Consider the following 22647-nt stretch of genomic DNA (forward strand, 5'->3'; position numbering starts at 1 on the left):
TCGCTGATAAATCAAAATCATAAGTATTTAAAAATTATGACAACTAGTCCTTTTCCCCCCCTTGCTGATGCGGGACTCTGGCGGACAACACGGACATTTAGTAAATGGAGCCAACGTTTAATCGTGGGGCTTTTTGGTTTATTTGCCCTGGTGTCAGTGTTAACCACGTTTGGGATTGTCATCACATTGGTCGTCGATGCGGCGGGCTTCTTTAATGAGGTTTCCCTGTTTACTTTCCTAACGGATACCCGCTGGACGCCGCTATTTGTCGATCCACAATTTGGTATTTTTGTGCTGGTTTCTGGCACCCTGATGACGACGGCGATCGCCATTTCCGTGGCCTTGCCGTTGGGTCTGTTAGCCGCTATTTGCTTAAGTGAATATGCTTCCCCTGGGATCCGAAAATGGCTCAAGCCCGCCCTCGAAATTCTGGCAGGGGTGCCCTCCGTTGTCTATGGTTATTTTGCCCTGTTATTGGTGACCCCAGCGCTACGGGCGATTATTCCAGGGCTTTCTCCCTTTAATGCCTTGAGTGCCGGTTTAGTGTTAGGGATTTCAATTTTGCCCTTGGTTGCCTCCCTCAGTGAAGATGCAATCTATGCCGTGCCCGATAGCCTACGTCAAGGTTCCTACGGACTGGGGGCCACCAAACGAGAAACCATCGTGAATGTCGTCTTACCCGCCGCCTTGTCCGGGATTGTTTCTTCCTTTATTTTGGCTATTTCTAGGGCCGTCGGAGAAACGATGATTGTGACCATTGCCGCTGGTTTAAACCCGACCCTCACCCTCAATCCCACGGTGCCCATCGCCACCATGACTGCTTTTATTGTTCAAGTTAGTCTTGGGGATGCCCCGGCTGGCAGTTTGGCTTTTAAGACCATTTATGCCGTTGGTTTATCTTTATTCTTAATCACCCTGACCCTAAACATCCTCAGTTACTGGGTTGTGCGTCGCTATAGACAGAAATACGAATGAATAGTAACCCTCCCAATTCCCAAAATACGAACACCCTGTTCGATACTCGTCTTAAAACCCGTTACCGCTGGGATACCGCATTTCAAACTCTCAGTTGGATCGCTGTAATTTTAAGCATTGTGGTGCTGACCGTTCTCTTGATCGACGTTTTCTTCGATGGTCTGCCGCGCCTCGATTGGAAATTGTTAACTTCCTTTCCCTCTAGACGCCCCGAAGATGCCGGCCTCAAATCAGCCCTTGTCGGGACAATTTGGTTGATGATCCTAACTGCCATAATCACCTTTCCCATCGGTGTGGGTGCGGGGATCTTCCTAGAGGAATTTTCCGCTGAAAATACTTTCACGAAAATCATTGAAGTCAACATCAACAATCTCGCTGCCGTTCCTTCAATTATTTATGGTCTTTTGGGGCTACAGGTTTTTGTCCGGCTCCTTTCTCCAATGACAGGGGGACGCAGTGTTTTAGCTGGTGCTTTAACCCTCAGCCTATTGATCTTGCCGATCGTAATCGTTGCAACCCGCGAAGCCCTCAAGGCTGTACCCGATAGCCTCAGGCAAGCTGGTCTAGCCCTCGGAGCGACCAAATGGCAAGTGGTGCGCGAACAAATTTTTCCCCTCGCCCTACCGGGGATTTTAACAGGGACTATCTTGGCCCTTTCCCGTGCAATCGGTGAAACAGCCCCACTGATTACCCTAGGGGCCTTGACCTTTATCGCTTTCTTGCCTTCTTTATCCCTAGAAGGGCTCCAGACGCCATTTACGGCGCTGCCGATTCAAATTTTCAACTGGGTTTCCCGCCCCCAAGAAGAGTTTCACACGGTGGCAGCAGCGGGGATTATTGTTTTGATGGTGGTATTATTGGCGATGAATGGCACAGCTATTTTTCTCCGGAATAAATTCCAGAAATAAAGCTCTAAAACAAAATTGAGATTGATAAATTAGATCCTCCATACCCTGGAGGATTTCTTTTTGCGCTATTCGACGAAAGCTTTTATTTTTCTTCCGGCAAGAGCCATGTCCGCAATCCCAAAATGAGCAAAAAGGCCATGACATCAGCGGTAATGAGAAAAGCAATCCAGTTTTGATCCATGGTGACTGAGCTCCGGTGTCCTAGATATTGTTTTTGGGCTATGCAATCTAGGTAAACTATACTGTTATATCTATGGATTGGGGCAAAGAAAAACCTCAAAAATTTTGAGGGCTGTGATTAGATTTTGTTATTTATTGGGGGGTGGGGTTAGCCAACTGAATGAACATCGCCCCCTGGATTTGGCGATCGCCGGTTTGAAGTTGGAGAAAGCGGGCCGTTAAACCCCGGTCTTGGAAGATCCGCAGATTGAAGCGACGACTAAACCCCTGGGCAAAGCCATTCAGGAGGGGCGGAGGGAGGGGTTGATCATTCACTGCCCCTTCAAAGTCTGTGAGTTGGAATTGGCTACCAGATGCGAGGCCGAGGGTAAAACTGAGTTGGAGCGTCGCCCGCTCTGCTTCGCCTGTTTCGGGATTGATCTGAAACATTTCTCCGGTGAACTGGAGACGGTTTTCGCCGAGGAAATCGACGGTGGCATTTTCTAATTGGAAACGGGGTGGATTGGTGCTGCCGGGACGGGTGAGCAGACGATTAATGAGAGGTTGTATCAAGGCCGTAACTTGTGGAGACGTTAAGGCTTGATTGAGATCAGTTTCGGTGAGAACAAAGCGCACGCCTGCCTGGAGGGGCTGATCCAAAACACCGGGGCCAGGTTTGCCACTGCGAACTTTAGCCAGGTCAAAACTGAGGGGATCGGTTTCAAGTTCTAGCACCTCAAAACGTAGGCCAGGAAAAAGTTCAACGCCACGACTAGCAATCTGAACGCGGTCAATTTTGCCCTTGAGAAGTTGGTGACTAGGAACATTATCGACCCGCACTTCAAAGGTTTCTGCGGCTTGGAGGCGATCGCCAATGCGTTTACCGCTGACTTCCTCTAGGATCAAGCCCACTGGGGAAAGGGCCGTCAGAAAACCGGACATTAAGATTGCGAGAAATTCCATGGTGCGCCCCAGGCTGATGGTTCGTCCTTAACTTTAGCTGAAAATTTCTAAGAGACAAGCAATTTTAAATCCGCATTGACCGCAGACACAGTCGCTTGCCGCTGGTCATTGGTGGTGTGGCTCAGTTCAATTTGGAAATAAGATTCCGGGAGATAGGGTAAGCGTTCTGACCATTCAATGACCGTCAGGCCAGGGTCACATTCTTCGCCCTCCCAGTAGGTTTCGGGATAGAGACCATCGACTTGTGCAGGTTCAAGACGGTACAAATCCAGGTGATAGAGGGGAATGCGTCCGGTGTGGTATTCGTTCACCAGGGTAAAAGTCGGACTGGCGATCGCCTCGGTAATTCCCAAGCCGAGACCGATGCCCTGGGTGAGGGTCGTTTTTCCGGCCCCCAGATCGCCCTTGAGCAAGATTACTGAATTTTCTGGCAACCTTTGCCCTAGCTTTACCCCAAGAGCTTGGGTGGCGGCTGCATTTTCTAACAGAATAATTTCTGCCATTGCTCGCCTCAAATTACCAATTGTCTTGATAGTCTTCGAGGAGCTTGAGCAGATCCCCTTGGCCGGCGGTGGGGATCAGTTGGGCCAGGGTGACAAAAGCTTGTTTACCACCCAGGGGAACTTGGATCGAGCGTAAAACATCCATCACTTTTGCTTCGTCCACTGCACGGTCTTCAATGGCCGGGAAAATTTTCTCAGCGACGGTGGTGTGTAAATGGGCATCGGCTAAATATAAATGCCACCCAGACACATCGATATAAATATTTTCGCCAATCTCTGCGGCGAGTTTTTCGATTTGAATTGTGCTAGCCATTGGAAGCCTCCGAATAATCGGCGATCGCCGTAATGTAAAGCAGGTGTAACCCTAGAATGCCCAGCCAAACAAGGCTAAACGGTTTTACCCAGGGGCGCTCTACCGTCGTTTGAATCATGGCAGTAAACCAAATGGGCGAATTAATCGCGAGGTAGACCATCACATGGACAATAAAATTCATCCGGTCTTCGGCGCGACGGAATTCAGGATCAGTTTTACGGTCAGGTTTGCGCGGCCAACTGCGAGGCATAGGTTTTACCCATCACATTTACGGAACACAGGTGATCCTATCACAAGGATTTTCTTCAGGCTTGCCGGGTATAATCGCCGGATTTGCCCCCGGTTTTTTTCAGCAGTTGAATTTCAGAAATCACCATCCCTTTATCCATTGCCTTCGCCATGTCATAAAGGGTTAAGGCCGCTACGGAAACCGCTGTCAACGCCTCCATTTCGACCCCCGTTTCGGATTTTGTCGTCACACTGGCCTCGATGCGATAACCGGGTAAGTTTGCGTCGGCAATAAAATTGACCGTCACCTTTTTAATCGGTAGCGGGTGGCACATAGGGATTAAGTTCGAGGTTTGTTTCGCTGCCATGATCCCAGCAATGCGAGCTGTACCTAAAACATCGCCCTTGGGGGCATCTCCCGCTTGGATCGCCGTAAAGCAAGCGTGGGTCATAGTGATTATCCCCGTGGCGATCGCCTCCCGTTTCGTCACATTCTTTTCAGAAACATCCACCATCTGCGCTTCACCGTGGGCGTTGAGATGGCTCAGGGGAGGGAGGGAAATCTTTTTTTCAGAAAACTCTTGCATTTACCCAAAACGTCTGTTAGATTAGATGACTGTTGGTCAAACAACACAACTCTTCTCCATGGGTCTGTAGCTCAGCGGATTAGAGCAGCTGACTACGGATCAGCAGGTCGGGAGTTCGAATCTCTCCAGGCTCGTAAGAAGAGAAAACAGCCCTCCTAGGTTAGCCCAGGGGGGTTTGTTGTGGCAAGAATCTGAAGAGTCGTGATGTTTTGTTGACAAGCCCAGAGGGAAACGCAGAATATGACAAGAGACCAGTCAAACTGCACTCTTTCAAACAAACTCATTTCCCTCCGTCATGACCAAATTTTTAAACTATTGCCTATCTGTGGCTTTGGCGATCGCCGTTTGTTTTGGCGTGACCCAACCGGCCTCGGCTTTACCGCAACCGAGCTTTACCCTCGCCTCCCTCGCCCAAGGGGATGCGATCACTGATCCCGAAGCCATCCTCCGCTACGCCCTGCCCATTGAAAATCAGCCCATTCGCCGCCTCCAGGACAGCATGGAATTTATGTCCAAGGATCTACGGGCGAAACGCTGGGGGCCGATTGCAGCCAATGCCAAGAAAGCCAGCCGCGTCCTCTCCATTAGCCAAGATGGCATCCTCGAAGATGTTGTCCCCAGTTTTAAGGAACAGGCCCAAACGCTCCTGAGCGAAATGGAACAGGATGTCGCCACCATGAGAGAGGCGATCGCCGCCAAAGACCGTGAAGTGATCTGGACAAAACGTCGGGAAATCCTCAACAAAGTCGGTACGATCGAAGAAAATATGATCGCCGAATATCCGACCACGATCCCCGAAAACTATGCCAATCTACCGCGCTTATTGGGTCGGGCCACCGTCGAACTCGAAACTACCCAAGGGGACATTACCGTTGTCGTTGACGGTTACAACGCCCCGATTAATGCCGGAAACTTTGTTGATTTGGTGCAGCGGGGCTTCTATGATGGCCTACCGTTTAACCGGGCTGAAGATCTCTACATTCTGCAAACGGGCGATCCCGAAGGTGATGCCGATGGTTTCATTGACCCGAAAACCAATGAGTACCGTGCCATCCCCATGGAAATTATGCTCACTGGTGACCACGAAGCGACCTATGGGGCAACCCTAGAAGACCTCGGCATTTACCTAGCAGAGATCAATCTTCCTTTTAATGCCTATGGTGCCTTAGCCCTGGCCCGCCCCGCCGATGATGCCAATGGTGGTTCTTCCCAGATTTTCTTCTTCAAATTTGATAATGAATTAGCGCCGCCCGGATTTAACTTAATGGATGGTCGTTACTCTGTGTTTGGCTATACCGTCACTGGCCAGGATGTTCTCGAAAGCCTCAGCAAAGCTGACAAGATCATTACGGCTAAAGTTGTTAATGGCTCTGAAAATTTAGTTGTCCCCAACTAGATTGATCACCCTTTAATTTTTCGATTTAAAAAAACACCCTTTACCAACAACGGTTTGGGGTGTTTATCCTTTTGCAGGTTAGTTTTTAAAAGTTATGCCATCGTGTCAGCATTATATTGATTAGGGCCTGGTTGACTGTCGGAAGCAAAGAAGACAATTAAGACAATTACACCAATAAGCGGTACAAATCCAATTAAGAGCCACCAACCACTGCGGCCAGTATCATGCAAACGCCTGATGCTAAGGGCTATTCCAGGTAAAATAAAGGCTAAGGAATAGATAATACTAACCAAAGAGGCGATCACCCCAAGAAATGTTTCCTGGAAAACACCCAAGACAAGGGAAATCAAAAGGTTGATGATAAAAACATACCAGAATTCTTTGCGGCGGGCTCTACCACTAAAGTTTGTATAATTTTGCCAAGCCTTAATGTAATAATCGATAAATTCTTCAAATATACTTTTATCCATTGTTTTATTATTGTATTAACAATTGATTGGGCTTTTATTCTACATAAAAGATTCATAAAGAATTCAAGTCAATGCTAAAAGTCAACATTTTGTAATTATTAAATTGACACAAAAACAACAAGGTGACGGAAGCGTGAATTAAATGCTTTTCTATGCAATATACCTTTGAAATACAAGATGTTCTGGGCTAATGATCGCCTTCAAAAATTTAAAGACTCTTGATATTTCTGATGACAGAGGTCAATGCCTGTTAGCATCTGTAGAGATTATCTAGACATGCCTTTGGTCATGATTGTTTTAGCAGAACTTGCAGAAGCGGCGATTTCAACAAACTTGCAACAGTTTGTGTTGGTTTTATCGATCTCCCTAACCGTTGCAACCTTTTCACGGATTTTTAGTTGGTTGCGTCAGATCCCCTATACCCTCTTGTTGGTGATTGTGGGGCTGGGTTTGGCTTTTATTAATGTGCGTTTAGTGAATCTTTCGCCGGAGCTAATCCTTGAAATTTTCCTCCCACCGCTCTTGTTTGAAGCTGCTTGGAATATTCGTTGGCGCGAACTCCAGAAACAATGGTTGCCGATTGCGTTGTTTGCCTTGGCTGGGGTGGCGATCGCCATCTTTGGGATTGGTTTTGCCCTCAGTCAGTGGACGAGCTTGGCCCTGAGTTCTGCCTTGCTAGCGGGGGCGGCCCTCTCGGCGACGGATCCGGTGTCGGTGGTGGCTTTGTTCCGGGAGTTGGGGGCCAGTAAAAAACTCACGATGGTGATGGAAGGGGAAAGCCTCTTTAACGATGGAGTCGCAGTCGTGGCGTTTCTGTTGCTGGTGGGAATTCCCCTCGGTACCCAGACCTTTTCGATGTCGGCGACGGTGGCAACTTTCCTGGTGTTTGTGGGCATTGGTGTCGGCTTCGGTTGTTTGATTGGTTTTGGCATTTCTTTCTTAACCCAACGATTCGATATTCCCCTCGTGGAGCAATCTTTAACCCTGGTATCGGCCTATGGTACTTACCTTTTGACGGAGGAATTGGGCGGTTCTGGGGTGATTGCGGTGGTGACTGTGGGGATGATTTTGGGGAATTTTGGCTCGAATATTGGCATGAATCCCCGTACTCGCCTAGTTGTTTCGGAATTTTGGGAATTCCTCGCGTTTTTTGTGAATTCGATTGTGTTTCTGCTCATTGGTGATCAGGTCAATTTTGGCACCCTAGGGGAAAGTTTAGATGCAATTTTTGTGGCGATCGCCGCTGTGTTGGTGACGCGGGCCATTTCCGTCTATGGCTTGGGTTGGCTCTCCAATCAATTTAGTAATAATCCCTTGAGCTTCTCTGAACAAACGGTGCTGTGGTGGGGCGGTCTGCGGGGATCAGTTTCCATTGCCGTGGCCTTGAGCGTGCCTGTGGTGCTCGGCGATCGCCAAGAAATTATCAACATCATTTTTGGGGTGGTGCTATTCACCCTTCTGGTACAAGGCCTGACAACCCAGTGGGTTTTAGAAAAACTCGATTTGATTGGTGATCAACCGATTCGTCAGAAATATTCCGAGTATCTTGCCCGCCGCGTCGCCCTCAAACGAGTATTAAATTACCTCGACCAGTTAAACCTCGCTGCCGATGTGGACGAAGAATTTTACCGCTATGAACGGGATCTCGTCGAAGGGGAATTAGAAACCATCGAAGAAAAAATTGAAAAACTCAAAGGCAGTCATCCCCAACTGCAAGAACTAGATATGAAGCAGTTGCGCGATACCCTCCTGGATATTGAAGCGGACACCTATGCCGAATTTATCCGGGTGGGCCGTTTAAATAAAGATCTTTCGCCCCTCCTCCAGGAGACCTTGATCAAAGCCACCGAAAAAACAATCCAAAGTTAACCCCCCTTCGCAAAACAGATCATCACAATAAACGACAGGGCCAACCCAGGGCTAAGGAGGGTTGCCAGGGTTAAAAGTTCTTCGCCGGACATAAAAATACCTGTAATTGTGGGGATTCCTTTTCACGTTAAAGGGTTTTTCTGGCGATCACCCACGGGTTCACAGAAATTTAATTGTCTTTGCTCCAGCTCACACTGCCGCCGCCGCCAAAAAGCCTGTGTTACACTCTCCAACAGCATTTTTCGGGAGAGAAAAGCCCATGACCGTCGGGATTTGGGTACTGGGGGATCAACTGTGGGCCACCCAAGCCGCCCTCCAACAACGGGAAGACCAACGCTCAAGAACGCCGGTTTTGTTGATCGAAGCGGCAGACTATGCCCGCCAACGGCCCTACCACGGTCAAAAGTTGGTGCTGGTCTGGTCGGCCATGCGTCACTTTGCCCAGGAGCTAGAACAGGCCGGGTGGTCTGTCCATTATGCGATCGCCGCTGATTTGCAAAGTGCTTTAATCGACTGGATCACCGCTGAAGGAATTACGGAATTGTGGGTGATGCAGCCTAGCGATCGCCCCTTCGAGACCTTGATCCAGACCTTAGATCTCCCCTGTTCCCTCAAGTTCATTCCCAATAATCACTTCCTGTGGTCGCGGGCAGAATTTCACACCTGGGCCAAGAATCGTAAACGCCTCGTCCTCGAAGATTTTTATCGGGCGGGTCGCAAACGGTTTAATATCCTGCTCGATGAAGCGCAGCAGCCCCTTGGGGGTCAGTGGAACTTTGATAAGGACAATCGCAAGCCTCCTAAAAAAGATCTCAATCCTCCCCAACCGCTGACCTTTGCGCCCGATGAACTGACCCAAGCCGTGATCAACCGGATTAAAGATTTAGGTCTTGTCACCTACGGGCAGCTTGAACCTTTCCGTTGGGCCGTGACCCGCACCCAAGCCCTCCAGGTCTTTGAGCATTTCCTCGCTACGGGCTTAGAAAAATTTGGCACTTTCCAAGACGCGATGGTCACGGGGGAATATACCCTCTGGCATGGTCTGATTTCGCCCTATCTCAATCTGGGTCTGTTGCATCCCTGGGAATTGATCAAAAAAGCAGAGGCAATCCGGGAACAAAAGGCGATCGCCCTCAATAATCTCGAAGGTTTTATCCGGCAAATTTTGGGCTGGCGGGAATATCTCCATGGCCTTTACCATTACGTGGGCGCTGATTATGCCCAGAAAAACCATTTCAACCATCAACAACCCCTACCCGATTTTTACTGGGACAGCCGCAAAACCGATCTCAACTGCCTCAAACAAGTCTTACAACAAGTAGAACAAACGGGCTATGCCCACCACATCCAACGCTTGATGATCCTCAGCAATTTTGCCTTAATCTTGGGGGTCAAGCCCCAGGCCCTAGAAGCTTGGTTCCACGCCGCGTTTATCGACGCCTACGATTGGGTAATGCAAACTAATGTCATCGGCATGGGGCAGTTTGCTGACGGGGGAATCCTTGCCAGTAAGCCCTACGCCGCCTCGGCCAACTACATCAATAAAATGAGTGATTACTGCCGCGACTGTCGCTACCACAAAGGCGATCGCCACGGAGAAAATGCCTGTCCTTTTAATACCCTCTACTGGCACTTCCTCGACCGCCACCAAGGTCAACTCCGCAGCCAAGGTCGGATGAATTTAATCCTCAAAAATTTAGAACGGCTCTCCCCAGATGAATTGCAGGCCATCCGCGCCCAGGGCCAAACTTGGCAAAACCGCCTAAAGCCCGCTCCACAAGGGGAACTACCATAGGCGATCGCCACCGATTGTTCGCCATAACCACTTCATAAAAATCATAAAAATCAGGGAACTTTTTTTGCCCATTGATATCTTTCTTTATATTTTTCTTAGAAAGAAAAGTACATCAATATTGCTTTTTTGAAAAATTAGTAAAAATCGAAAAAAACACGGGAAAATCGATCAAGGCGCGACTACAATACCCCATAATGACAACATCTTTTGTGTGAGGCGATAGAAAGTAGATATGGCAGTTGCACCTCGACCCTGGCAGGTTTCCCCCTCCCGTCCGCAAAAATCCAGACCCCTCAAAATGGTAGAGTCCAAGGTTCGCAGCTTGCCAGCGCGGCCAGAACAGCCCTCTACAACCCCTTTGGTACAAACGCTCCGAATCAGTAAGCAGGTGACCCAATGGGTGGCGATCGCCGCCGTGACAACGGCCATGGGTTTATATGCCGGAAAAGCCTATTACCAAAAGGGCTGGAGTGAAGCGTTTAGTCACCTCCTCCAACTCCAAGACTACGAGGCAGATCTCATCGCCACCAGTGCCAGCCTCGGAGAATTTTTCCAGCACCAGGCAGAGCAACCGACCGCAGGACTTGTGGCGCCAACCCCAGCCCACAGCGTTTATGTCAAAACGCCTGCCCAGGTCTCTCTCCCCGCTGCGCCCCAAGATACTCTCCCCCACGTCCGCGAACAATCTCCCATTGGCTATTAATCATTGGTTTCTTGGTAGAGTGTTGAGCAGATTTGCCCTTAGCAATCAGGGGTCAAACCGATGACCATGCCTTCCCCCCACTCCCACCAACAACGACGGCAACTGTATCGGCGCAAGCAACAAGCCATCCGGTCTCGGCCGCCCGCACCGAAGCTGCTCCAACGGCGTTTATTCCTCGTCTGGGGCATTTTTGTGGTGGGGTTATTGGCTTTGGCTGTCCGGGTGTTCTACTTACAGATCATTGACTACGACAAGCTAGGGGCGATCGCCCAGTCCCAGCATCAGATCACCCTCCGCCCCTATATTCCCCGACGGACTATTGTTGACCGCGAAGGCAATATTCTAGCCCTAGACCGCATTTCCCATACCCTTTACGCCCACCCCGTCGGTTTCCGACTTCCCCAGGAGCTAGTAGACAATCTCCCGGAGGCGATCGCCCCCACAGACCTCCCGAAGGCCGTTGCCCATTATCTCGCTCCTATTTTGGGGGATGTTTCCCCCGCAGACCTAGAGACCACCTTACGCCGCCAAAAAAGCGGGATCTTGTTGCGGGCCAGCCTCGACGCCACCAAGGTCAGCGCCATTCGCCAATTACGTATTGATGGCCTGGAACTGGTGGAACGATATGGTCGGTTCTATCCCCAGGGGGACGCGACCGCAGAAATTACCGGCTATGTCCAAAAAGACGACCACCTGGGCCGGGCTGGCATTGAACTTGCCCAGGAAAGCTTAATCCAACGGGAGCCCATTTCCCTGAGTCTCCGGCGCAATGGCAATGGGGCGATCCTGCCGGGGAACCTCCAGGCAGAGGCGATGAAATATGATGACTGGGAATTGGAACTGTCCCTCGATCTCCCCCTCCAAAAGGCCGCCCGCCAAGCCCTACAAAAACAGATGGCTGCCTACAAAGCGAAACGGGGTGTTGTCATTGTCATGGATGCCCAGTCTGGGGAACTGCTGAGTCTGGTGACAGAACCCAACTACGATCCCAACAATTACGCCCAAGTTCAGCCTGAAAATTATGGTGTTTTTAAAAATTGGGCAGTCACAGATCTCTATGAACCGGGGTCTACCTTTAAACCGATCAATGTCGCCCTCGCCCTCGATGCTGGGGTGATTACCCCCAACACGTCGGTGAATGATCCGGGATCAATTCAGGTTGGCCCCCACCGGATGAAAAACTACAACGGTGCCGGAAACGGTGTGATTGATGTGGCGGGGATTTTGCGGGTTTCTAGTAACGTGGGGATGATTCGGTTGATGCAAAATCTGTCCCGGGATGATTATTATGACCGACTGCAAAGCTTGAGACTCACTGAACCCACAGGCATTGATCTACCGGGGGAAGTAACAGGCACCCTCAAGAGTCGCGAAAAATTTACCGCTAGCCCCGTCGAAGCAGCCGTGAATTCCTTTGGCCAAGGGTTAACTGTGACGCCCATCAAGCTGGTGCAACTCCACGGGGCGATCGCCAACGGTGGCACCCTCGTCGAACCCCATCTGGTGCGGGGACTATTCAACAGCCAAGGGGAACCCCAAACCGTCACTCCCAAAGCAGAAATCCCCAATAGTGCCCAGCAGCTTGCGGCAACCACGACTGAACCGGAAAACCCACAAATTTTTTCCCCGGCAGTGGCGAGAACTGTACTCGACATGATGGAAACCGTTGTGGACGATGGCAGTGGCGAAAAATCAAAAATTGCCGGCTATCGGATTGGTGGGAAAACAGGCACGGCCCAAAAAGCGCGCAACGGCCAATATATTCCGGGAGCCTACATCACAAGCTTCGTCAGTATCTTCCCCATCGATAATCCCCGCTATGTGGTCTTTGCCGCTGCCGATGAACCCACAGAGCCCAATTCCTTTGGGGGGACTGTCGCCGCTCCCGTCGTCCATGATGTGCTCCAGGCCCTAATTGTCCGCGAAAAAATCCCTCCTACTGGCCCTACAGTGGTACCAGAAGATTCCACAGAAACATCCCCCTAAGGAAAAACCAATTACAATTCCCGACACCGCGATAATTGCAGGAATTTCTGGAGAAATTCTGTGTATCCCGCAACCGCTGGTTCCTTGAAGGGATACACTAATAGAGCACACAGGTTAAACTAATGTGCTGGCACGCTTTGACCCAGGCTGCTCACCTTTATCTGCATTTTGTATCGACGCTATGAGCCCCCGCAAACTAACCGACCATGATAAAGAAGAATTACTCGTTGCCTACCGTGAAACGGCAGAAACGACTTCTACTTTGGCGTCCCGCTATGGCGTGAGCAGCTCTACCATTAGTCGCTTTCTTAAGAGTCGTCTCAGTGCCAGTGAATATGAGGAATTGATCCAACGCAAACGCCTGGGTCGTGGCAACCGTGGGACAAAATCAACCCCCGACCCGGAGCCATCGACGGCTAAAACCGTGGAAAAACCAAAGCTAGTCAAACGGGTTGAGACAGCTCCAGAATCTACCGATACAGCCGAGGAAACGCCACCCAAAACGGAACGGCGGCGCACCAGACGTAAATCCCGTGACCCAGAGCCAGAGGCAATCCCAGAGCTGGACACCTCCGACGCAGTGACCGCATTGGCCCTAGAGGATTCTGAGCCTGAACCGGAAGCTGCAACCTTTGAGGAGATCGAAATTAATCCGGATTTACTCGCCCTAGCCCAGGAAATTCAGTTGGGCGATCGCCAACAGGCTCTCAAGGAATTATTGGGGGAAGACATCGGTGATGACGATGAATTTGATGATGAAGATGATGAGGAATTTGATGATGAAGACGACGACGATGAAGAATTTGATGTGACCCCGGTCGCCCCCTCGGAAACGGTGGAAATTTTGCCCCTCGAAGCAGCCCAGTTCCCCCGCAATTGCTATGTGGTGACGGATCGTTTGTCGGAGTTGATCGCCCGGCCAATGCAGGATTTTCAGGATTTAGGGGAAATTCCCGACGAAGAAATTAGCCAAAAAACCCTCCCCATTTTTGATAACCACCGTGTCGCTAAACGGTTTATCCGGGGGCGCACCCAAAAAATCATCAAAATTCCCAATGGCGACCTTTTCCTCAAAACGAGCGGTTGTCTCGCGGCCAAGGGCATTACCCGCCTACTGCTCGATGGCAAGGTTTATCAGCTCCGTTAGGATCAGCGATTACGTCTCAAGGCCGCAAATCCGTGGAAAATAAGCCCCGGATCGTAATTCAAAATAGGTAACTGTTGGGCCAGCCACGCCCCATCTCCCCCGGTGCTGAAGATCTGACCCTGGGGAAATTCGGCTTGCCAAGCGCGAATAAAATCTTTGACCCCAGCGAGGACTGTGTAGGTAATGCCACTGGTGATCGCCCCGGCGGGATCATTGGCCCAACGGGGGGGCAATTGCGTCGGTAAATGGACTTTGGGTAAGGCGGCAGTGTGCTGGGTGAGGCTTTGAAACTGGAGGTTTAAACCCGGTAGAATCGCACCACCGATCCATTGGCGATCGCCGTTGGCCGCTGAAAAGGTTAAGGCCGTTCCCCCATCAACCACTAAACAGGGAAAGCCATACCGTTGTCCGGCCCCCCAGACCGCCAGGGCGCGATCAATCCCCAATTGGGGATAGAGATTTTCGAGGGGAATATCGGCCAAGGTAATGGGCTTGGCAGTGGGAAAATGAGCCTGTATCCAAGTGGTTTGTTGGGGGACGACCGAGGCCAGATAGTGCAACTGTTTCACACCAGGGGGACAAGTGCCATGGGCTGTGTGGTGCACCGTTTGCAAGGTATCTCCCGTAAATGTCGCCCAATGGAGCCGGGAGTTGCCAATCATTAAGGCCCACCATTGATCCATAACCCTGGCCTAACTCGGAAACTCCGTAGGCTGGACGGTTAACTGCCGCATTTTACCCCGGCGCTTGAGATCAATGGGTAAATCAGCACCGATGCTACTCCGTTCTACGACATCCTGGACATCAAAGGCGGTCAGGACGGGTTGATCCCCCACCTGCTTGAGGATATCTCCCACCTGGATATTGGCGATCGCCGCCGGAGAATCTGGGGCAACCTCAATCACCAACACACCTGTTTCCTGGTTTAAATCAAGATCCTGGGCCATGGCAGGCAGGGTTTCCCGCAATCGATTTTTCCCTTCTCCGTCCAATGCCAGCATCCGAATCCCCAGGTAAGGGTGAGTCGCTTTCCCCTCCGTAAAGAGTTGCTGGGCAATGCGTTGGGCGGTTTCGATGGGAATGGCAAATCCCAGACCTTGGCCATCGGCGCGAATCGCTGTATTTAAGCCAATCACTTCCCCCCGCACATTGAGGAGGGGGCCACCGGAATTACCAGGGTTAATGGCGGCATCGGTTTGGATAAAGCGTACCCGTTTGTCCGGAATGCCGACCTGGGCACTGGGGCGGTCAAGGGCACTGATAATGCCGACGGTGACACTGTTGTCAAAACCGAGGGGATTACCAATGGCGATCGCCCATTCCCCTGGGGTCAGACCCGCCGCATTCCCTAACGTTGCGGTGGGTAACCCCGTGGCGTCGATTTTAATCACGGCAATATCCGTTAGCTCATCAACACCCATCACTTGTCCTTCAAAGACCTGGCCATCTTTGAGAGTCACCTTTACCTTAGAGCTATTTCCCACCACATGGGCATTGGTCACCAGTTGGCCGTCACTACTGAGAATAAAACCGGAGCCCGTGCCCTGGGGTTGGCGATCGCCGTCAAAGGTGGGAAAGCCCTCTTCTAATTGAAAAAACTTCTTAAATAATGGTGTGGATGATGCCGAGGCCTCCGTCTGATCCAGGGCATCAATGCGCACGACGGTCGGCCCAACGGTTTTGACCGCTTCAGCAATAAAATTTACCGAGTCTTGGTTGAGATCCAGCGCAGCCAGGGATTGCTCATATTGACGAAACTCACCATAGGCCTGCAAAGATGCATTTAGCTGTCTTTGGAACCAATAGGCATGGCCCAAAAACCCCAGGCTTCCCCCGAGGATAAGGAAAGTCGTGTAGAGGCTCCACTGACGAAAAGATTGATTTAGCATGGGTGTGAGGAGACTGGAGGCGCAAAGATAAACGCAAGCTTGCCTTAAAATTATGGCAAAAATCTTGCTTGATTCCCTACTTTAACCAGCCCAGAAAACCTCTTTTGTTAATTGCGGTCAATTTTTAAAAAACTTTTTAAAAAAATCGGCTGCTAACTGCCTGAATACTCCTGCCACCCCAAGGAATATCTAGATTCAGAAAAAATCTCCCCAGTCACTTTCGCCAACAAAAAACCAGAGCTTGCTGACTCTGGCACAATATCAACCCCCGACAACTCGCCAAATTGTTACTGGCTGGTATGTTGGTAAACCTGGATTGAGGTACGGCTCGAACTTTGAATGTGGGACTCCTTGGGGTGGCTCGGATCGATCTGAGCGCCAGTTTGGATAATTCGCAGTTGTTGCACCTGCACCTGGGCCGGTTGTCGGCTGAGATCCGCGAGCGTTGGGAGGTGGATATTTTTGGGTAAACAGACACGGATCTGGGGATTGAGTTCTTGGGTATGGAGACGCCATCCCTCTGGACAGGTCATTTCTGTGGGGGTGGCGATCGCCGCTGGGGCACCAGACAACAGCACCATCAACCCCAAAGACAGACTATCCAACAACTGTACGCCGATACCTTGTGTTGATTTCATGGTTTTGCTCCATTGCAAAGGAGAATAAATTGAGAGATTAGGGACTAACCTCCACGGGGTTGTAGTGGCGGCCCCCCAGAACCTATGCAGTTCGTTCCCCAAGGCCGTCAAGATCGCTACCGAATTTGTCCTGGGCTGTCGGTGAAAATTTTGTCTTTTGTTGCAATCTAAAAGGCTTCTGGGAAAAGCTCACTATACTAATGGAGCAGATTTTCGGGCGGCGGAAAAATCCTGAAAAGTGCCCCAATGCTGTTGTGATTGTTTGAAGTCAAGTATTACTGAGGGAGAAAGCTGTGATGTTCCAGGTTTTGCGTCGTTATCTGAGTGCCAGTGTGGGCCTTGGTTGTCTCATGGGGCAAATGATCTGTGCACCAGCCCAAGCTAATCCAGTGGGAATTCAGTTCCAAGGGGATGCCAATGCTGTCTTTGTGGCCCAACAGCTCGGCTTTCCTCCTGTGCCTCCCAATACTGGGATTATCGGCCCTTTTTCCGATGATCAGGGTTTAATTTATCTGGATGCCCAAGGACGAATCAGTTATTTTTCGCCGAGTCAGGTGACGGTTTTTTTCGCCCAGGCCAACGCCAATAATGACCCCAAAATTCTCTATGCCTTGACCCCCACTGCCACCTACAGAATGCAAAATAATCAGGCGATCGCCGTTGACCCAAACACTATCGAAGCGGCGATTACCCCCTGGCCCTATTCGGGGGTGATGGTGAATGTTTTAATCGCCTACCTCCAGCAATACCAAGCCCAGCTAATGGTGAGTGGAGGCGTTACGGTTTCCGCCGAACAGCAATCCTATGTCAGTTCAATGCTCCACAACACCAGCATGAATATTTTGAATAATATTGGCAGTGAAGGTTGCACTGAACACTACGAAGATGTTTACTACCTCGGCTGCTGGTAAGGTGAGTACATCGCGTTCGGCCCCAAGCACAATCATTTGTTTGTCATTGGGTGCAGAGCGGCAAATATCGCTATCGTAAAATCGCAACACATTTTTGGTAATGGGCTCCCAACTCCTCAGCCTCGTCCCAGCAGATGCCTATAAGCTTCTGGTGGTTTTATTTTTGTCGTTTCTCATTGGCCTCGAACGGGAGGAACACAAACTCAATAAGGGCTATGCCTTTGGGGGCGTGCGCACCTATCCGCTCATTGGTCTGATTGGTTATAGTGTCGCTTTTTTGGCCCAAACCCAAATGCTAGCAGTGATCGGCGGTTTGGCGGTGATTGGTGGCTTTATGATGATTTCCTACTGGCACAAGGCGGAAACGTCACGGGTCGGTCTTACTTCGGAGATGGCGGGTTTGGCGACCTATATTCTGGGGGCGCTGGTCTACCACGGGCATTTTTGGGTGGCGTCTTCCTTGGCGATCGCCAGTTTGATTTTGTTGGAACTGAAGACGTTTCTCGAAGGATTGGCCGAGCGGTTTTCTGAGGAGGATATTTTCACCTTCACCAAATTTCTGCTGCTGACCATCGTTATTTTGCCCATTTTGCCCAATCAAGCCCTGACTACCTTTGATCTCAACCCCTTTAAAACTTGGTTGGTGGTGGTGGCCGTGAGTACCGTTTCCTACGGCAGTTTTCTGCTCCAAAGGCTCATTAAAGGTCAAGGTAGCATTCCCCTGGCGGCTCTTTTGGGGGGAGCCTATTCTTCGACTGTGACCACCGTCGCCCTGGCGAAACGTTCTAGCGTCGATCCCGCAAATTCCCAGCGTTATGTGGGAGGCATGGTGATGGCTTCGGGGATGATGTATTGGCGCTTAATTCTGCTATTGGAATTGTTTAATGGGGCTTTGTCGGAACGGCTGATGGGTTCGTTTTTCCTGTTAGGGTTGGTGGGAGTTGTGGGGGGCTTGGCGATCGCCCTCCGGAAAAAAAATGGGACTGATCCCCAGGCGATCGCCGCGACCCATCCCCAGGGCAACCCCTTGGAATTGAAGGCGGCCTTTAGTTTTGCGCTACTCTTTGTGGTGATCTCCCTCTTGACCCGGTACATCGTCGATTATTTAGGCGATCGCGGTGTGTATTCCTTTGCGGTGATTATGGGGATCACCGACGTAGATCCCTTTATTCTGAGCTTGACCCAATCGGCGGGCCAGTCCTTGTCTTTACCCCTAGCCAGTATTTCGATTTTGATTGCGACGGCGAGTAACAATGCGGTCAAAGGAATCTATGCCCGCTCCTTTGGCGATCGCCAAACGGGCCAACAAAGTTTATATTTTTTGCTGGGCTTTAGTGTGTTGGGCTTACTGCCCATTTTGACCCAGCTATTTTGAAGTCATCTTCACCGCTTGGGAGGGGATAGAGGGGTAGGTTTCTAACCTTTGAAATTAATCAACTGGTCGGGAGCCACGGCCCCTTTTTCTGTAATGATCGCCGTGATTAGGTGGGCCGGGGTCACATCAAAAGCCGGATTATAAAATTGCACCCCTTCCGGGCAGATGCGCGTATCACCAATTTGATAGACTTCCTTAGGATCCCGCTCCTCAATGGGAATTTGCTTACCATCGCTGAGGGAAAAATCCACCGTTGATAAAGGAGCCGCCACGAAAAAAGGAACATTGTGGGCCTTCGCGACGATCGCCAAACTGTAGGTGCCAATTTTATTCGCTGCATCGCCATTGGCCGTAATCCGGTCGGCTCCCACCACCACTGCATCGATGCGATCCTGTTGCATACAGTGGGCCGCCATGTTGTCACAAATTTGCGTCACCGGAATCCCTTCCTGGACGCATTCCCAGGTAGTGAGCTTGGAACCCTGGAGCCGGGGTCGGGTTTCGTCAGCATAGACCATCCCTAAACGATTTTCCCGCCAAGCTGAACGAATCACGCCCAAAGCTGTGCCATAACCCGCTGTGGCTAAACCACCCGCATTGCAATGGGTGAGGATGGTTAATTTTTCGGGGATTTCGGGAAGAACCGCCAACCCCTGATCACCGATCGCCTGGCAGGTGGCGAGGTCTTCATTGTGGATCGCCTTGGCGGTATCAAGAATTAAATTTTGCAACTCAGGAATATTACCAGTCGCCTCTTGAACCGTTGCCATTACCCGATCAATGGCCCAAAAAAGATTGACTGCGGTGGGACGGGTTTGGCGGAGGGTTGCGGCGATCGCCTCTAGTTTTTCCAGAAAAATGGTGCGGTCTGTGGTTTGGATCTCCTTTGCCCCCAGGTATAGACCATAGGCCGCCGAAACCCCAATCGCCGGCGCTCCCCGGACAATCATTGTGCGGATCGCCTCAGCCATGGCCTGGTAGGTTTTAATTTCGACGACTTTACAGGCGAGGGGGAGCAGGGTTTGATCCACGAGGAGAACGCGGTCTTCTTGCCAAACGATGGGGTTAATGGAGTTGCTCATTAAACTGGGAAAATTCCAACGGTGAAAAATCTTCCCTATTGTGGCCTGAGGGCGGACGAAAAAAAATACATTCGGTAAATTTCTCCGGCGATCGCCTTGCATCTCCGCTACCATGGCCATGTAAGGTAACTAAAACCCCCTAACGGCTTGGAGAAGCGGGAAAATGAGTGAATTCGCTGATTTTATGAGCATCATGCACGATGACCTTGGCGAACATTATCAACGCATCATGATGACCTATAAGGGGAATATCACCCCCGATACAGCGTTCCAGGCGGCGGCACTCCTCACGGCAGCCCAGAGTAACGCGACTTATACGAGTCAGCTCCAGGGGGAAATTGAGTCCCTCCGCAAAACCTTGATCGCCATTGAAAAATCCCGCCGGGATTCCCAAAGTTAAATCCAGTTAATTTCCTGGACGACAGTGACTATTCACTAAGGCGATCGCCGTAATTGAGGCTGTCACGGCCCGCAGGATCGAATTTCCCAAGGAAACGACTGGAATACCTTTGGCGATCGCCTGTTGGATTTCCGTTTCTGTCCAGCCCCCCTCCGGCCCGATCAGTACCGTAATTGCTGGCGGGAGCGTTTTAGGTAACGCATCGAGGAGATGCAGCGATTTCTCCCGTGCGCCACAGAGATAGGTTTGCTCTGGGGAAAGGGTTTCTAAAAGATTGAAAAAAGGTTGGGGTGCAGCAATTTCTGGCACAATCGCCCGTTCCGATTGTTCTGCGGCTTCGGTGGCAATTTTGCGCCAGCGTTTTAACTTATTCTCACTCGGTTTTAAAATTGTCCGCTCAGAAATCACCGGATAGATCTGCGTCACCCCCAATTCTGTACAGCAACGCACCACTTCATCGAAGCCATTTTTCGGTAAAGCTGCCACTAATTTCACTGGAATCGGGCATTCTGTTTGGAGATGCTGGGATTCGATTAATTGAATCTGCTCAGTCTCTGTCAGTTCACCAAGCCAAGCTTGGCCTAAACCATTTAACACAACCAGGCGATCGCCCGCCCGCAACCGTAGCACACTTAGCAGATAATGCCGTTGTTCTGTCGTTAAATTAACCCTAGAAAGATCAGTAAATTGCGCCTCAGAAACCACCAAACGCTGCATTAAATTAACCGTCTCCGCCCTATTTTTTCGAGCAATAGCACCATTGAAATCTCACCTTTTATCTCTTTGGGTAGATTTCTGTTAGTATTCTTACCTAACACAGGCCGATTGAAATAAAAGTTTATATTTTCCCCAACCCCAGCGAACCCATGGTCAATACCCAACTCCCCAATCTCACCCCCCAGACAGACAAGCATAAAGTGGTGATTATCGGTGGCGGTTTTGGTGGTCTTTATGCCGCGAAAACCCTCGGTAAATATGAGGCTGCCGTGGATGTCACCCTGATCGACAAACGGAACTTCCACCTGTTTCAACCGCTGCTGTACCAAGTGGCAACGGGAACTCTCTCTCCGGCGGATATTGCCTCACCCCTGCGCGGTGTCCTCAGCGGCAACAAAAACACCCATGTGCTCCTTGATGAAGTTGTAGACATTGAGCCCGATAGCAAAACGGTGGTGATGAACGAAGGGATCGTCAACTATGACAGTTTGATTGTCGCCACGGGGGTCAGCCACCACTATTTTGGGAATGACCATTGGAAACCCTACGCACCGGGCCTGAAAACCGTTGAGGATGCCCTCGAAATTCGCCACCGCATCTTTATGGCCTTTGAAGCGGCGGAAAAAGAAACAGATCCGGCACTCCAACAGGCTTGGTTGACCTTTGTGATCGTGGGTGGTGGCCCGACGGGGGTAGAATTGGCCGGGGCGATCGCCGAAATTGCCTATAGCGTTCTGAAAAAAGATTTCCGCAAAATTGATACCACCCGCGCCCGGATTATTCTCCTAGAAGGGATGGATCGGGTCTTGCCCCCCTACGATCCAAGTTTGTCGGCAAAAGCGCAAAAATCCCTGGAAAATCTGGGTGTGCAGGTACAAACCAAGAGCCTCGTGACGAATATCGAAGACCACCTTGTCACCTTTAAGCAGGGCGATGACCAGCTTGAAATTGCTGCAAAAACCATTGTCTGGGCCGCTGGGGTGAAAGCGTCTGGCATGAGTAAAGTCCTCGAAGACCGTTTAAGCGCGACCCTAGACCGAGCTGGTCGGGTCATCGTCGAGCCGAACCTGAGCGTTGCGGGCTACCCCGATGTATTCGTGATTGGGGACTTGGCCAACTTCCCCCACCAAAATGAACGGCCTTTACCTGGGGTTGCACCGGTGGCGATGCAAGAAGGGGAATATGTGGCAAAACTGATCAAACAACGGGTCAATGGTCAGGAGATGGCGCCTTTTCGTTACATGGAATTGGGTAGCCTAGCCGTGATCGGCCAAAATGCCGCCGTTGTGGATCTCGGTTTTGTGAAATTCTCTGGGTTCCTGGCCTGGTTAATTTGGATCTTCGCCCACGTTTACTACCTGATCGAGTTTGATAACAAGATGGTGGTGATGCTCCAGTGGGGTTGGAACTACTTTACTAGAGGTCGGGGGGCTCGTCTGATCACCGGAGAAAAGGATCTCGTCTCTGGATTCAAGCTCTACCAAGAAACTGCTGATAAGGAAACGAAGGTCAACATCAAAGTCGAAGCCTAATAAATTCTTAACCCATTAACCTGTAGGGGCGTTCCATGGAACGCCCCTGTTTTTCGTTGAGTATGTTAGTGATTTTGGGGTGGATGGTGTTGGGGTTGGGC

Annotated in this window: 23 protein-coding genes and 1 tRNA gene; 13 read left to right on the forward strand and 11 right to left on the reverse strand. The window is 50.6% G+C overall.

All coding sequences use genetic code 11. The features are described from left to right. The first annotated feature begins 36 nt into the window (after window positions 1-36). Window positions 37-975 carry a phosphate ABC transporter permease subunit PstC gene (pstC, locus tag AWQ22_RS11515; RefSeq protein WP_012307882.1) on the forward strand — a complete coding sequence of 313 codons (939 nt, stop codon included), beginning with the start codon at window positions 37-39 and terminating at the stop codon, window positions 973-975. Beyond that, window positions 972-1883: a phosphate ABC transporter permease PstA gene (gene pstA / locus AWQ22_RS11520; RefSeq protein WP_065711169.1), complete on the forward strand. Its 912-nt coding sequence runs from the start codon at window positions 972-974 to the stop codon at window positions 1881-1883. Before pstC ends, pstA begins: the two co-directional genes overlap by 4 nt. 312 nt (window positions 1884-2195) lie before the next feature. On the opposite strand, the gene AWQ22_RS11525 is transcribed toward pstA, so the two are convergent. From AWQ22_RS11525 to moaC, 5 genes are read right to left on the reverse strand one after another with little or no spacing between them, the layout of a single operon-like run. Next, the gene (locus AWQ22_RS11525) at window positions 2196-3005 is read right to left on the reverse strand and encodes a DUF2993 domain-containing protein (protein ID WP_012307885.1); all 810 of its coding nucleotides are present in this window, start codon (window positions 3003-3005) and stop codon (window positions 2196-2198) included. Between the two features lie 47 nt (window positions 3006-3052). Beyond that, a complete protein-coding gene (tsaE, locus tag AWQ22_RS11530) occupies window positions 3053-3508 on the reverse strand; it encodes a tRNA (adenosine(37)-N6)-threonylcarbamoyltransferase complex ATPase subunit type 1 TsaE (RefSeq protein WP_065711170.1) in 456 nt (151 codons plus the stop codon). Between the two features lie 13 nt (window positions 3509-3521). After that, window positions 3522-3821, reverse strand: a complete 300-nt coding sequence (locus AWQ22_RS11535) for a DUF3181 family protein (RefSeq protein WP_065711171.1) — start codon at window positions 3819-3821, stop codon at window positions 3522-3524. After that, window positions 3814-4071: a 2TM domain-containing protein gene (locus AWQ22_RS11540; protein ID WP_012307888.1), complete on the reverse strand. Its 258-nt coding sequence runs from the start codon at window positions 4069-4071 to the stop codon at window positions 3814-3816. Before AWQ22_RS11540 ends, AWQ22_RS11535 begins: the two co-directional genes overlap by 8 nt. A gap of 55 nt (window positions 4072-4126) precedes the next feature. Beyond that, complete coding sequence (gene moaC / locus AWQ22_RS11545) at window positions 4127-4636, reverse strand: cyclic pyranopterin monophosphate synthase MoaC (protein WP_062435523.1); 510 nt, start codon at window positions 4634-4636, stop codon at window positions 4127-4129. 60 nt (window positions 4637-4696) lie between these two features. On the opposite strand from moaC, the gene AWQ22_RS11550 reads away from it, so the two are divergent. Beyond that, window positions 4697-4770: transfer RNA gene (locus tag AWQ22_RS11550), tRNA-Arg, on the forward strand. Between the two features lie 161 nt (window positions 4771-4931). Then, window positions 4932-6032 carry a peptidylprolyl isomerase gene (locus tag AWQ22_RS11555; protein WP_065711172.1) on the forward strand — a complete coding sequence of 367 codons (1101 nt, stop codon included), beginning with the start codon at window positions 4932-4934 and terminating at the stop codon, window positions 6030-6032. Window positions 6033-6124: 92 nt separating this feature from the next. On the opposite strand, the gene AWQ22_RS11560 is transcribed toward AWQ22_RS11555, so the two are convergent. Continuing rightward, the gene (locus AWQ22_RS11560) at window positions 6125-6502 is read right to left on the reverse strand and encodes a DUF805 domain-containing protein (RefSeq protein WP_198166491.1); all 378 of its coding nucleotides are present in this window, start codon (window positions 6500-6502) and stop codon (window positions 6125-6127) included. Between the two features lie 288 nt (window positions 6503-6790). Between AWQ22_RS11560 and AWQ22_RS11565 the strand changes: the two genes are divergently transcribed. The 5 genes from AWQ22_RS11565 to AWQ22_RS11585 all read left to right on the forward strand — a co-directional run bounded on the left by AWQ22_RS11565 (window position 6791) and on the right by AWQ22_RS11585 (window position 14002). Then, complete coding sequence (locus tag AWQ22_RS11565; RefSeq protein ID WP_030007358.1) at window positions 6791-8371, forward strand: Na+/H+ antiporter; 1581 nt, start codon at window positions 6791-6793, stop codon at window positions 8369-8371. Window positions 8372-8630: 259 nt separating this feature from the next. Next, window positions 8631-10166, forward strand: a complete 1536-nt coding sequence (locus AWQ22_RS11570) for a cryptochrome/photolyase family protein (protein WP_065711173.1) — start codon at window positions 8631-8633, stop codon at window positions 10164-10166. Window positions 10167-10398: 232 nt separating this feature from the next. Continuing rightward, on the forward strand, window positions 10399-10869 hold the full coding sequence (locus tag AWQ22_RS11575) for a hypothetical protein (protein WP_065711174.1): 471 nt from the start codon (window positions 10399-10401) through the stop codon (window positions 10867-10869). A gap of 60 nt (window positions 10870-10929) precedes the next feature. Next, window positions 10930-12855 carry a penicillin-binding protein 2 gene (locus AWQ22_RS11580; protein ID WP_065711175.1) on the forward strand — a complete coding sequence of 642 codons (1926 nt, stop codon included), beginning with the start codon at window positions 10930-10932 and terminating at the stop codon, window positions 12853-12855. A 181-nt stretch (window positions 12856-13036) separates the two neighbouring features. After that, entirely contained in the window at window positions 13037-14002 is a 966-nt protein-coding gene (locus tag AWQ22_RS11585; RefSeq protein WP_065711176.1) for a hypothetical protein, read from the forward strand. Between the two features lie 2 nt (window positions 14003-14004). Here AWQ22_RS11585 and AWQ22_RS11590 read toward each other — a convergent pair whose 3' ends face one another. The 3 genes from AWQ22_RS11590 to AWQ22_RS11600 form a co-directional block, all read right to left on the reverse strand. Further along, on the reverse strand, window positions 14005-14685 hold the full coding sequence (locus AWQ22_RS11590) for a pantothenate kinase (RefSeq protein WP_071925389.1): 681 nt from the start codon (window positions 14683-14685) through the stop codon (window positions 14005-14007). Between the two features lie 9 nt (window positions 14686-14694). Beyond that, window positions 14695-15891 (reverse strand): HhoA/HhoB/HtrA family serine endopeptidase, encoded by a 1197-nt coding sequence (locus AWQ22_RS11595; RefSeq protein ID WP_065711177.1) that lies wholly within the window; start codon window positions 15889-15891, stop codon window positions 14695-14697. 287 nt (window positions 15892-16178) lie between these two features. Then, window positions 16179-16529, reverse strand: coding sequence for a hypothetical protein (locus AWQ22_RS11600; protein WP_065711178.1), 351 nt, complete (start codon window positions 16527-16529; stop codon window positions 16179-16181). A 296-nt stretch (window positions 16530-16825) separates the two neighbouring features. Here AWQ22_RS11600 and AWQ22_RS11605 point away from each other — a divergent pair, with 296 nt between their 5' ends. Together AWQ22_RS11605 and AWQ22_RS11610 are read left to right on the forward strand one after the other, a co-directional pair. Next, window positions 16826-17440 carry a hypothetical protein gene (locus AWQ22_RS11605; protein WP_065711179.1) on the forward strand — a complete coding sequence of 205 codons (615 nt, stop codon included), beginning with the start codon at window positions 16826-16828 and terminating at the stop codon, window positions 17438-17440. A 100-nt stretch (window positions 17441-17540) separates the two neighbouring features. After that, a complete protein-coding gene (locus AWQ22_RS11610; protein WP_065711180.1) occupies window positions 17541-18815 on the forward strand; it encodes an MgtC/SapB family protein in 1275 nt (424 codons plus the stop codon). A 41-nt stretch (window positions 18816-18856) separates the two neighbouring features. On the opposite strand, the gene mtnA is transcribed toward AWQ22_RS11610, so the two are convergent. Then, entirely contained in the window at window positions 18857-19897 is a 1041-nt protein-coding gene (gene mtnA, locus AWQ22_RS11615) for an S-methyl-5-thioribose-1-phosphate isomerase (protein ID WP_065711181.1), read from the reverse strand. A gap of 163 nt (window positions 19898-20060) precedes the next feature. On the opposite strand from mtnA, the gene AWQ22_RS11620 reads away from it, so the two are divergent. After that, on the forward strand, window positions 20061-20297 hold the full coding sequence (locus AWQ22_RS11620) for a hypothetical protein (protein ID WP_012307905.1): 237 nt from the start codon (window positions 20061-20063) through the stop codon (window positions 20295-20297). A 6-nt stretch (window positions 20298-20303) separates the two neighbouring features. Here AWQ22_RS11620 and AWQ22_RS11625 read toward each other — a convergent pair whose 3' ends face one another. After that, complete coding sequence (locus tag AWQ22_RS11625; RefSeq protein ID WP_065711182.1) at window positions 20304-21014, reverse strand: 16S rRNA (uracil(1498)-N(3))-methyltransferase; 711 nt, start codon at window positions 21012-21014, stop codon at window positions 20304-20306. Window positions 21015-21163: 149 nt separating this feature from the next. Between AWQ22_RS11625 and AWQ22_RS11630 the strand changes: the two genes are divergently transcribed. Further along, window positions 21164-22546 carry an NAD(P)/FAD-dependent oxidoreductase gene (locus tag AWQ22_RS11630; protein WP_065711183.1) on the forward strand — a complete coding sequence of 461 codons (1383 nt, stop codon included), beginning with the start codon at window positions 21164-21166 and terminating at the stop codon, window positions 22544-22546. The last annotated feature ends 101 nt before the right edge of the window (window positions 22547-22647 follow it).

Source organism: Picosynechococcus sp. PCC 7117 (genome assembly GCF_001693275.1).
Lineage (GTDB): Bacteria > Cyanobacteriota > Cyanobacteriia > Cyanobacteriales > MRBY01 > MRBY01.

What these genes read in the sequence shown, in the direction of transcription:
- AWQ22_RS11610 (WP_065711180.1), top strand. Translation starts at nt 17,541, where the DNA reads ATGGGCTCCCAACTCCTCAGCCTCGTCCCAGCAGATGCCTATAAGCTT.
- AWQ22_RS11535 (WP_065711171.1), bottom strand. Translation starts at nt 3,821, where the DNA reads ATGGCTAGCACAATTCAAATCGAAAAACTCGCCGCAGAGATTGGCGAA.
- AWQ22_RS11630 (WP_065711183.1), top strand. Translation starts at nt 21,164, where the DNA reads ATGGTCAATACCCAACTCCCCAATCTCACCCCCCAGACAGACAAGCAT.
- AWQ22_RS11620 (WP_012307905.1), top strand. Translation starts at nt 20,061, where the DNA reads ATGAGTGAATTCGCTGATTTTATGAGCATCATGCACGATGACCTTGGC.
- tsaE (WP_065711170.1), bottom strand. Translation starts at nt 3,508, where the DNA reads ATGGCAGAAATTATTCTGTTAGAAAATGCAGCCGCCACCCAAGCTCTT.
- AWQ22_RS11605 (WP_065711179.1), top strand. Translation starts at nt 16,826, where the DNA reads ATGTTCCAGGTTTTGCGTCGTTATCTGAGTGCCAGTGTGGGCCTTGGT.
- AWQ22_RS11580 (WP_065711175.1), top strand. Translation starts at nt 10,930, where the DNA reads ATGACCATGCCTTCCCCCCACTCCCACCAACAACGACGGCAACTGTAT.
- AWQ22_RS11590 (WP_071925389.1), bottom strand. Translation starts at nt 14,685, where the DNA reads ATGGATCAATGGTGGGCCTTAATGATTGGCAACTCCCGGCTCCATTGG.
- AWQ22_RS11625 (WP_065711182.1), bottom strand. Translation starts at nt 21,014, where the DNA reads ATGCAGCGTTTGGTGGTTTCTGAGGCGCAATTTACTGATCTTTCTAGG.
- AWQ22_RS11525 (WP_012307885.1), bottom strand. Translation starts at nt 3,005, where the DNA reads ATGGAATTTCTCGCAATCTTAATGTCCGGTTTTCTGACGGCCCTTTCC.
- moaC (WP_062435523.1), bottom strand. Translation starts at nt 4,636, where the DNA reads ATGCAAGAGTTTTCTGAAAAAAAGATTTCCCTCCCTCCCCTGAGCCAT.
- AWQ22_RS11570 (WP_065711173.1), top strand. Translation starts at nt 8,631, where the DNA reads ATGACCGTCGGGATTTGGGTACTGGGGGATCAACTGTGGGCCACCCAA.
- AWQ22_RS11555 (WP_065711172.1), top strand. Translation starts at nt 4,932, where the DNA reads ATGACCAAATTTTTAAACTATTGCCTATCTGTGGCTTTGGCGATCGCC.
- pstC (WP_012307882.1), top strand. Translation starts at nt 37, where the DNA reads ATGACAACTAGTCCTTTTCCCCCCCTTGCTGATGCGGGACTCTGGCGG.
- AWQ22_RS11560 (WP_198166491.1), bottom strand. Translation starts at nt 6,502, where the DNA reads ATGGATAAAAGTATATTTGAAGAATTTATCGATTATTACATTAAGGCT.
- AWQ22_RS11585 (WP_065711176.1), top strand. Translation starts at nt 13,037, where the DNA reads ATGAGCCCCCGCAAACTAACCGACCATGATAAAGAAGAATTACTCGTT.
- AWQ22_RS11595 (WP_065711177.1), bottom strand. Translation starts at nt 15,891, where the DNA reads ATGCTAAATCAATCTTTTCGTCAGTGGAGCCTCTACACGACTTTCCTT.
- pstA (WP_065711169.1), top strand. Translation starts at nt 972, where the DNA reads ATGAATAGTAACCCTCCCAATTCCCAAAATACGAACACCCTGTTCGAT.
- AWQ22_RS11575 (WP_065711174.1), top strand. Translation starts at nt 10,399, where the DNA reads ATGGCAGTTGCACCTCGACCCTGGCAGGTTTCCCCCTCCCGTCCGCAA.
- AWQ22_RS11600 (WP_065711178.1), bottom strand. Translation starts at nt 16,529, where the DNA reads ATGAAATCAACACAAGGTATCGGCGTACAGTTGTTGGATAGTCTGTCT.
- mtnA (WP_065711181.1), bottom strand. Translation starts at nt 19,897, where the DNA reads ATGAGCAACTCCATTAACCCCATCGTTTGGCAAGAAGACCGCGTTCTC.
- AWQ22_RS11565 (WP_030007358.1), top strand. Translation starts at nt 6,791, where the DNA reads ATGATTGTTTTAGCAGAACTTGCAGAAGCGGCGATTTCAACAAACTTG.
- AWQ22_RS11540 (WP_012307888.1), bottom strand. Translation starts at nt 4,071, where the DNA reads ATGCCTCGCAGTTGGCCGCGCAAACCTGACCGTAAAACTGATCCTGAA.